This is a genomic window from Enterobacter cloacae complex sp. 677-3DZ2D5B (assembly GCF_004136695.1).
Taxonomy (GTDB): domain Bacteria; phylum Pseudomonadota; class Gammaproteobacteria; order Enterobacterales; family Enterobacteriaceae; genus Enterobacter; species Enterobacter hormaechei_C.
In genome coordinates this window covers 278,698-287,521 of record NZ_QFLS01000007.1, presented here as the reverse complement: position 1 = coordinate 287,521, position 8,824 = coordinate 278,698, and the positions used below count along the sequence as shown (strand labels likewise).

Below are 8,824 nucleotides of genomic sequence, written 5' to 3'. Positions count from 1 at the left end.
TGATCGGGGAAGACCCATATGGGTACAGTCAAACGGCGTTCAGCCTAAAGCATTGTCCAGAGCAATGCAGACAGCGTTGCCAGTCCGCCCAGAACAACCAGAAACACCGTCACGCCGCGAAGCTCCGCCAGCGAGGGGCGGGTGTATATGAGGTACGCAGGGATAAGGAACAGGATCACCGCGATCAGTGGTCCGCAGAACATTTCAATCAGGCTGAGCACATCCGGATTGGCATAAACAATGCCATAGGTCAGCAGGAACAGCGCCAGAGAGGCCAGCCGCTTGCTGGCGCTGGCCTTTTTGCCGGATACGCTGGCAGCCAGCTGACCAAACGTTTGTGCGACCGACAGGCCTACGCCGAGAAAGGATTTCGTCATACCGATGATAGCGATGAGCGGGGCAATGTGGTAAATCAGGCTGAAATCACCGTTTCCTTTCATCACGGACAGCACATTCAGGTTTTCCGCCTTCGCCCGTACAAAGTTGTCATGCGGGATCCCCAGCACGCAGCTCAGCACGAAAAAGAGGATACTGGCGAAGATGGCTAAATAGGCGATGCGGATCACGAACAGTGCCTTTTTCTCGCCCTCCGCTTTTCTCTCCCGGTAGTAAGAGCTCAGCGGGGAGACCATAGGCGCACAGCAAAACGAGAAGGTAATAAGCGGCAGCGTCAGCCAGATATTTTTCAGCGTTACTGGCAGCGGCGTGGCGTTCATTTCAGCGGCCGTATCGGTCAGGTTAGACAGATGCCATCCCGGGATAAGTGATACGGCGATCAGCAGCACAGATGCCGCGAACGGCAGCGCCAGCGCGCTCATAATGGCCACGACTCTGTCCCGGCCCTTGCTAAGCACCACATACAGCGCAGCAACCACGATAAACGACAATGGCCCACGGCTGAGGGCGGTAATATGCAGATGCTCCACCAGTAAATTACTCAGCGCATTAATCAGGGCCACCCCGTAAACCAGGGTTACCGGGAAGAAGGTCACACAATAGAACAGGGTGATCAGCTTTTCACCCCGTCCGCTGAAGAAGGAGCCGAAGATCGGCAACGTGCCGTTTTCATTCTTCTCTTCTCGCATATACACACGACAAAGGAGTAAATGGGGGATCAGGGATAACGGCAGCCCCAGCAGGAGCATGACCAGGAAAATAACCGGACCACGGGTGCCGATTTCCACGGGCAGGAACAGCGTTCCCGCCCCGACGGCTGTACCGTAGAGGCCCAGCGTCCAGATGTTATCCTGCCAGTGCCAGTTAGAGCGTGTTGTAATATTAGCTGAGAGAGTGGTGGCTTTATTCATCATATTTTACCGCGTTGTTAGAGGAGCGACGACTTATTTAATTTTTATCTGCCTGTAGTCGTTGCTGCGCAATTACACCACGGGTGGGAGGGGTTTGATTTCGCATACCGTAAACCTTATGTGTATGCCTGCAATAACTATCGTTATTCTTTGACGATGCTTTAACAGGCGGTTAATTAAGAAGGGGATTTGTTAAATTTACGAACAAATAACGACTGACTTTCCCTGCCTGCACGTCTGTTAATTAAAGAATAAATACCCTGTTTTATTAAGTAACATAAGGCGCCATCATATTGAAGGGGGGCTTATTTAATTATTTTATTGGATGGAAAATTATCCCGTTATGCCTCAAATTAAAAAACAGGATATAGACAATCACGTAACCTGCTCGCAGCTTTCGAACTGTCTTGTAACATAACGCTATCTTTATGGTGGCGAAGGGGCACAAGGCGTCTTATGCCTGCTATTAAACGCCCCATAAAAAAATCCTCTTCTATACTCAGTTACGTTTAGTGAAATATGCCGCCGCTCCACACGTCGCGTTGCCTTAATAGCGGCGGGCAGCAGAGGCATATATCCACGAAAACGCCTTAATAATGGTCAATTTTGCATTTTTAGAGGGGGATTCCTGGTATGTTGCATTCTCAATCCTCGCGGGTCGGTAGCATGTTGCTGCTGCTGACCGCGATAATAGCCTTCGCGGTGGCGCTATACGCCTGGTGGACGCCGCTTACCGGCGTCACTGGCACCATTGGCGCACTGGGCGTGGTCATTGCCAGCGTAGTGCTGGCGATCCTGACCGTTATGCTACGCGCGGCATCGCGTCGCGGGGCGCGCGTTTTCCTGATTATTGTCACCCTGGTGGTGTTGGCGGGTATTGGTTTTGCCGCCGCGCTGCTGCACCAGTACATCATAACGGCAGCCATGGTGGTCGGCCTGATAGGTCTGATTATGCTGAGCAGCCATTCCGCCCGTTACAACCATCGCGTCAGAAGCTGAGGAGCCGCCCGTGCACAACGATAAGCATTATCCCTTCATAAAAGTCAGCATGACGGCGCTGGCGCTGCTGGTCGCTCCGCTCGCGCTACAGGCGCAGGATAAGGCCACTGAGGCCTCTCAGGGGACCCAGGAATCGCTTAACATTGATGCCGCCGATCAGCAGGCACCCGGAACCACAAAAACCACCGACGATGCCTCAACCGGCAGCGGTGACGGAAAGAAAGTCGCCTCGGCCAGCCAGCCCGCGACGCCGCTGGTGCCCGGCACGCCCACCTGGGACAGCTTCCACGGCCAGCTTAACGCGCAGAAATACAGCCCCCTGACCCAAATTACGGCGGATAATGTCGGGAAATTAACGAAAGTCTGGGAATTCCATACCGGCGACGTCTCGGATGGTAAAGGCGATACGCCAGCTACCGTCTGGTCCGCAACGCCCATTTTCGCCAACGATACGCTCTACATTGGCACGCCATTCGATCGCCTGATTGCGCTGGATCCGGGTACGGGTAAAGAGAAGTGGCATTATGACACGAAATCGTCGCGCAAGGCGCTGACCCAGCCAGTGCTGAAAAACCGCGGCGTTTCCTACTGGCAGGCCAAAAATCCGGTGAGCGGAGAGGCATGCCAGAAGATGGTTTATATGGGCACCGTTGACGGCAAGCTCTTTGCGCTGGACGCCGATTCAGGCAAACCTTGCAGCGGCTTTGCGAATAACGGCGTGTTGGATCTGAACCAGTGGAATACCGTTAACGCGAAGTATCCGCTCTCTGTCCTGCAACCGCCAACCGTTGTCGGCAACCATCTGCTGGTGGGCTGGGCCGGGAAGGACTGGGCCTATGCCGAAGCCCCTCCGGGCACCGTATTTTCAGTCAACGCCCAGACCGGTAAGCTTGAATGGACCTTTGAGGCGATCCCGGCAGAGATTCGCAAGCGTACCGGTACCGCCAACGTCTGGACGCACATGTCCGCCGATGAGGCCAACGGGCTGGTCTATCTCCCGGTTTCATCGCCATCTCCCAACTATTGGGGCGGCAACCGCGTGGACGCTATTCCGCTTGGCACCTCGACCACCGCGCTGGACATCAACACCGGTAAAGTGGTCTGGTCCCGTCAATGGGTACACCACGACGTCTGGGATTACGATATTAACTCCGCCCCGACGCTGATGGACATCACCGTAGACGGCAAGCAGATCCCGGCGCTGATTCAGGCCACCAAGCAGGGTTTCCTGTTCGTGGTTAACCGCCTGACGGGGGAGGACGTATGGCCAATCGAAGAACGTCCGGTTCCGCAGGGTGATGGTTCGGTTCAGGGTGAAGTTCTCTCGCCCACGCAGCCGTTCCCGACCAAACCCGCACCGCTGCTCGACCAGTCGAAAAAACCGGAAATCTGGAAGCTGGCGGATATCGTCGGTGGCGGCCAGTGCTCTCGTCTGTGGGATAACCTGACCTATGAGGGAATGTATACTCCGCCGACCACAAAGGGCGAAGGCACGCTAACCTATCCTGATAGCGCTGGCGGCGTACAGTGGGGTGGGGTGGCGTTCGATCCGCAAAAACAGATCGCCATCGTCAACACCTCGCATATCGTCCAGTACGTGAAGCTCTACAGCCGCGAAGATTACGATAACGCAGACAAAGACTCCGGTAACGAAAGCGGCTTTGCCCCACAGGAAGGCGCCCCGTACGGTATGCGTCTGCTGGTGGCGAGCAACTGGCTGGGCATGCCGTGCTGGCAGCCGCCGTTTGGCGAAATCGTGGCGCTGGACATGCATACGGGCGATGTGAAATGGCGTCGTCCGGTTGGCGCCTCCCAGCAGTATGGCTTCTTCATGCCGGAGAGCTGGGGTTCACCTACCATTGGTGGCCCGGCAGTGACGGCGGGCGGCGTGATCTTCATCGGTGCTTCAATGGATGCCAAAGTGCGTGCCTACTCGGTCGAGAGCGGTGAAGAGCTGTGGTCCGATCAGGCAGAAGCGCCGGCAGTAGCGAACCCGTCAGTCTATGAATATAAAGGTCGCCAGTATGTGGCCTTCGTGGCAGGCGGGAATACGATCCTGAAGGATCAGGTGGGCGATCAGGTGGTGGTCTACGCCTTGCCGGAATAATTCATCAGGAAGGGGAAATAAGCGTGGGGCCTGCGGGCCCCACTTTGTTTTGCAATTGTCGTTTTACCGACGCGTTATTTATCGGCTGATGCGCCGGAGTGGGTTGACATCTGCTCGGCGGACTTCAGATGCTGCTCAACGACCGGCGTGTGCTCGTTGGCCAGAGCCTTCACATCCGGATCGTCGATTTTACTGGCGTCGCTCTTAAGCTTCGACAGCACCTTCTCGTGGTCCTTCACGCCAGCATATTCCATATACATTTTGTCAAAAGCGTCACCACGCTGGTTTTCCAGCCTTGAGTTCAGGGCTTTATGCGCGGCGTCTGGTTCGGTCGGCAGCTCCACGCCCTTTTTCTGGGCAACGGTCTGGACTTTGGTCAGCGCGGCGCCGTGATCGTCGACCATTTTCTGAGCGAATGTTTTCACTTCACTGCTTTGGGCCTTGTCCAGGGCGAGCCTGGCGGCGGCGACTTCGTTGATATTGGCCTGCGCCATGTCCTTCAACGCTTTCTCGTCGCCGGAGCTGAGTTTGGCGTCCGGTTGAGCCTTGCCCGCAGTTTGAGTTTGTGCGGCGCTTGTCGTCTGGGCTTGTACGCCAACGGTGCTGAACATTGCTGCAACTGCTGATACGGCTAGCAGCCTTTTCAGGGTTTTACTCGTGTGCATATTGTTCTCCTGATGGTCATGGTACAGGTAAGTTTCGGTTGCTTCAGGCGCAACCGGACAGATAAATGCTCACTACAAGGGTCAGTATAGTAGATGAAACTGCTGCACCCGCTGTTCAGGTCAGTGATGGCTGGTCGTGATGCTCAATCCTTCTACAATATTGATACGGATCATTTACATATTTGGTGCTAATGTTAAATATATAGATTCATCAACAGGAGGAATGATATGAAAAAAGCACTATTAGGGAGTGTATTGGCTTTAACAGTAGCAAGCTTCGGCGCATCTGCGGCAGATATGATTTCCAAGGATGAAGCGCACCACTTCAAACTTGAATACCTTGGTAATGTATCTGTAGGGGCTTCAGGTGGACAAATTTCTTCACCTTCAGATCTTCATCAAAAACTCTCAAAACTGGCAGACGAGAAGGGCGGGAAATACTACGTCATTATCGCTGCCCGCGAGCATGGCCCTAACTTCCAGGCCGTCGCAGAAGTCTTTAAATAATTTTCTCGAATACCACAAAAACCCGCTTCTGGCGGGTTTTTTGTTTACAGACAGCCAAAAAAATGCCCCTGATGCGGGGCGAGTTTAAGTCAAAACTTTTCTTATGTTTATGTGCTCTAAGGCTTTGGGACAATAACAGCTTGTTCAAATAATGCAACATAAATGCATGTTTAAATGTGACGGCTCCATCATGCTGCTCATCTTAAGGTTAATGCAGCATACGTAACGTAGATAGTCTACGCTTTACAAAGGGTTATGGTTAAAACCATTTAGAGAATGGATACAGTTAACGGTCGTAAGAGGTAAAGATGAAAGTTGACGCACTGACACAAAAGGCAGAGGAAGAGATTTCAGCGCTTATAGCCAAAAAAATTGCAGAGTTACGAAAAAAAACAGGGCAGGAAGTTTCTGAAATAGAGTTTATCGCTCGTGAGGCCATGACGGGCCTCGAGGGGTATGAAGTAAAAATCAAACTCCTGTAAGCGTTTCTTCCTGAAATGGTCGCTCAATTCTTGCCGCAAAAGAGAACCGGGCGTGATGCCCGGTTGTATTATGGATAATCATCGTCTTTATGAGCGAATAAATGTCAGTATATCGGCGTTTATGGTATCTGCATGCGTGGTATGCATCCCATGCGGGAAGCCTGGATAAATTTTGAGTTCGCTGTTTGCGAGCAGCTTATCCTGTAGAAGGGCGGCATTTTTATAGGGGACAACCTGATCGTCATCACCCTGCAACACAAGGACGGGAACCGTAATGGCTTTAAGATCGTCCGTCTGGTCGGTCTCTGAAAACGCCTTAATGCCTTCATAGTGGGCTTTGGCGCTACCGATCATTCCCTGACGCCACCAGTTCTGGATTGTGCCCTGCGAAACCTCTGCTCCGTCTCGGTTAAATCCATAGAAAGGACCGCTGGCGACGTCGAGGTAAAACTGGGCGCGGTTAGCGGCCAGCGCCTGGCGGAAGCCGTCAAACACCTCAATGGGCGTTCCGCCGGGGTTCGTGTCTGATTTTACCATCAGCGGAGGAACGGCGCTGACCAGTACCGCTTTGGCCACTCGCCCCTGAGGCTGGCCGTACTTCGCAACGTACCTGGCGACCTGGCCCCCGCCGGTGGAGTGGCCGACGTGCACTGCATTACGCAAATCAAGGCTTTCGACCACGGCCGATGCGTCGGAGGCATAATGATCCATATCATGACCTTCACTTACCTGATCGGAACGACCATGACCACGACGGTCGAGGGCGATGACGCGGAAGCCTTCTGCAAGGAAAAAGAGCATCTGGTTATCCCAGTCATCGGCGCTCAGCGGCCAGCCGTGATGGAAAACGATCGGCTGCGCATCCTTCGGACCCCAGTCTTTGTAATAAATACTGACACCATCTTTCGTTGTTACGAATGCCATATTTCAGACTCCTCTGCTAATGGCAAAAACGTGTGAAGGCTAAGTAAATAGCCCAGCATTTAGGGACGTAATAAAACTGACTTATATTAATCTTATTACTGATATATCCGCTTAAAGTGTAGAAGGGTTCCTGAAAACAGTTATAGATTAAATTTGTATGGTCATTATTTATTTTTAAACGAAATATCCCCTAAACCAGCCGGGGCACTGTGTTATTTTTCTCGCGTGGTGAATCCCCCTGTGCGGAGGGGCTAAACAGCACGTGTAGCTTAGGCAATCAGTAGCGGGTCAAGGTGGCTGGCCAACGACTCACCGGGAGGCACCCGGCACCACACATACGTTAAAGCTTGTATCTCGCTGAATTTATTAGGGATGGTGTATGAAGTTGGGCTTTTTGGCTGGAGCAGTGCTGGCAACCTGGTTGTCTTTAACCTACCCGACGCAAATGAGAGCTGTTTTTGAACAACTGGTTACGATAGTGCAGCAAATCACGCAGCCTTCATCAGAGTCTCATTCTGATATGGTCACACCGGAACAGTCATATCCTTGATTGTTATATTTACGGTGAACGTTACCCGTCTTAATAGTTAACCTGTGCTTATTTTTCTGATGGGCTTGTTATTGGCCGGGCAGAGGTTACCGCCACCCGGCCTGACGGTCTTAAACGATCGCGTTAGGGCACGCTTCGCCCTTATCAAGCTGCTGTAAATTCCCCAGCGTGGTTTCCGATATACTGATCAGCGCTTCGGCGGTCAAAAACGCCTGGTGGCCGGTGAACAACACGTTGTGGCAGGCCGACAGGCGACGGAACACGTCATCCTGAATCACGTCGTTAGATTTATCCTCAAAGAACAGGTCGCGTTCGTTCTCATACACATCCATACCCAACGCGCCAATTTTTTGCGTTTTCAGCGCTTCGATAGCGGCCTGAGAGTCGATCAGTCCACCGCGGCTGGTATTGATGATCATCACGCCGTCTTTCATCTGGTCGAACGCCGACTGGTTAAGCAGGTGATAGTTTTCCGGGGTCAACGGACAGTGCAGGGAGATAACATCAGACTGCGAGAAGAGCGTTTTCAGATCGACATACTCCACGCCCAGCTCCAGCGCAGCGGCGCTAGGGTACGGATCAAACGCCAGCAGGCGCATGCCAAATCCTTTCAGGATGCGTAGGGCGGCCACACCAATTTTGCCGGTACCGATCACGCCTGCGGTTTTACCGTACATGGTAAAGCCGGTCAGCCCTTCCAGAGAGAAGTTAGCATCACGGGTGCGCTGATAGGCACGGTGAATACGACGGTTGAGCGACATCATCATCCCGACGGCATGTTCAGCCACGGCTTCCGGAGAATAGGCTGGGACGCGAACGACCTTCAGACCCAGCTCTTTGGCGGCATCGAGATCGACGTTGTTAAAGCCCGCGCAGCGCAGGGCAATGTATTTCACGCCCTGTTTTTTCAACTCTTCCAGCACCGGTCGGCTACCGTCGTCGTTAACGAAGATACACACGCCTTCGCAGCCGTGAGCGGTTTTAGCCGTCTTTTCAGTCAGCAGAAAGTCGAAAAATTCAAGATCGAAACCGTACGTCTCGTTAACATGTTGCAGATACTTTTTGTCGTACTGCTTTGTGCTATATACCGCGAGTTTCATAAGACTTTCTCCAGTGATTTTGGAACCACGTTAGCATGTTTAAAATTATCTTACAATTTTTCAAAATTCATTGAAATCAATAAGTTCTATGAATTATTGTAGAGCATCTACTCTTAAAAATGGCATTACCTTCAACTGACTGGCTAAACATGCGACAATGAGCGGCAAGAACGGCTTATTTTT

The 8,824-nt window shown here is 52.5% G+C and carries 8 protein-coding genes; 4 read left to right on the top strand and 4 right to left on the bottom strand.

What is annotated here, in order from left to right:
* Positions 1-44: 44 nt before the first annotated feature.
* Positions 45-1,307, bottom strand: a complete 1,263-nt coding sequence (locus tag DD597_RS12575) for an amino acid permease (RefSeq protein ID WP_080336822.1) — start codon at positions 1,305-1,307, stop codon at positions 45-47.
* Positions 1,308-1,940: 633 nt separating this feature from the next.
* Between DD597_RS12575 and DD597_RS12570 the strand changes: the two genes are divergently transcribed.
* Both DD597_RS12570 and DD597_RS12565 read left to right on the top strand, forming a co-directional pair.
* Positions 1,941-2,306 carry a hypothetical protein gene (locus DD597_RS12570; RefSeq protein ID WP_022651139.1) on the top strand — a complete coding sequence of 122 codons (366 nt, stop codon included), beginning with the start codon at positions 1,941-1,943 and terminating at the stop codon, positions 2,304-2,306.
* A 10-nt stretch (positions 2,307-2,316) separates the two neighbouring features.
* The gene (locus tag DD597_RS12565) at positions 2,317-4,413 is read left to right on the top strand and encodes a pyrroloquinoline quinone-dependent dehydrogenase (RefSeq protein WP_023314079.1); all 2,097 of its coding nucleotides are present in this window, start codon (positions 2,317-2,319) and stop codon (positions 4,411-4,413) included.
* 74 nt (positions 4,414-4,487) lie between these two features.
* Here DD597_RS12565 and DD597_RS12560 read toward each other — a convergent pair whose 3' ends face one another.
* Positions 4,488-5,078: a DUF4142 domain-containing protein gene (locus DD597_RS12560; RefSeq protein WP_045336194.1), complete on the bottom strand. Its 591-nt coding sequence runs from the start codon at positions 5,076-5,078 to the stop codon at positions 4,488-4,490.
* A 228-nt stretch (positions 5,079-5,306) separates the two neighbouring features.
* Between DD597_RS12560 and DD597_RS12555 the strand changes: the two genes are divergently transcribed.
* Together DD597_RS12555 and DD597_RS12550 are read left to right on the top strand one after the other, a co-directional pair.
* On the top strand, positions 5,307-5,585 hold the full coding sequence (locus DD597_RS12555) for a DUF1471 domain-containing protein (RefSeq protein WP_003857380.1): 279 nt from the start codon (positions 5,307-5,309) through the stop codon (positions 5,583-5,585).
* 308 nt (positions 5,586-5,893) lie between these two features.
* Positions 5,894-6,067, top strand: coding sequence for a GnsA/GnsB family addiction module toxin (locus tag DD597_RS12550; protein WP_003857379.1), 174 nt, complete (start codon positions 5,894-5,896; stop codon positions 6,065-6,067).
* A gap of 87 nt (positions 6,068-6,154) precedes the next feature.
* Here DD597_RS12550 and DD597_RS12545 read toward each other — a convergent pair whose 3' ends face one another.
* Both DD597_RS12545 and DD597_RS12540 read right to left on the bottom strand, forming a co-directional pair.
* A complete protein-coding gene (locus tag DD597_RS12545; protein ID WP_003857377.1) occupies positions 6,155-6,991 on the bottom strand; it encodes an alpha/beta fold hydrolase in 837 nt (278 codons plus the stop codon).
* Between the two features lie 660 nt (positions 6,992-7,651).
* Positions 7,652-8,641 carry a 2-hydroxyacid dehydrogenase gene (locus DD597_RS12540; RefSeq protein WP_003857375.1) on the bottom strand — a complete coding sequence of 330 codons (990 nt, stop codon included), beginning with the start codon at positions 8,639-8,641 and terminating at the stop codon, positions 7,652-7,654.
* Between the last annotated feature and the right edge of the window lie 183 nt (positions 8,642-8,824).

Excerpts from the sequence above, each read along its gene's own strand:
- DD597_RS12555 (WP_003857380.1), top strand. The coding sequence starts at position 5,307 with ATGAAAAAAGCACTATTAGGGAGTGTATTGGCTTTAACAGTAGCAAGC.
- DD597_RS12560 (WP_045336194.1), bottom strand. The coding sequence starts at position 5,078 with ATGCACACGAGTAAAACCCTGAAAAGGCTGCTAGCCGTATCAGCAGTT.
- DD597_RS12545 (WP_003857377.1), bottom strand. The coding sequence starts at position 6,991 with ATGGCATTCGTAACAACGAAAGATGGTGTCAGTATTTATTACAAAGAC.
- DD597_RS12570 (WP_022651139.1), top strand. The coding sequence starts at position 1,941 with ATGTTGCATTCTCAATCCTCGCGGGTCGGTAGCATGTTGCTGCTGCTG.
- DD597_RS12550 (WP_003857379.1), top strand. The coding sequence starts at position 5,894 with ATGAAAGTTGACGCACTGACACAAAAGGCAGAGGAAGAGATTTCAGCG.
- DD597_RS12575 (WP_080336822.1), bottom strand. The coding sequence starts at position 1,307 with ATGAATAAAGCCACCACTCTCTCAGCTAATATTACAACACGCTCTAAC.
- DD597_RS12540 (WP_003857375.1), bottom strand. The coding sequence starts at position 8,641 with ATGAAACTCGCGGTATATAGCACAAAGCAGTACGACAAAAAGTATCTG.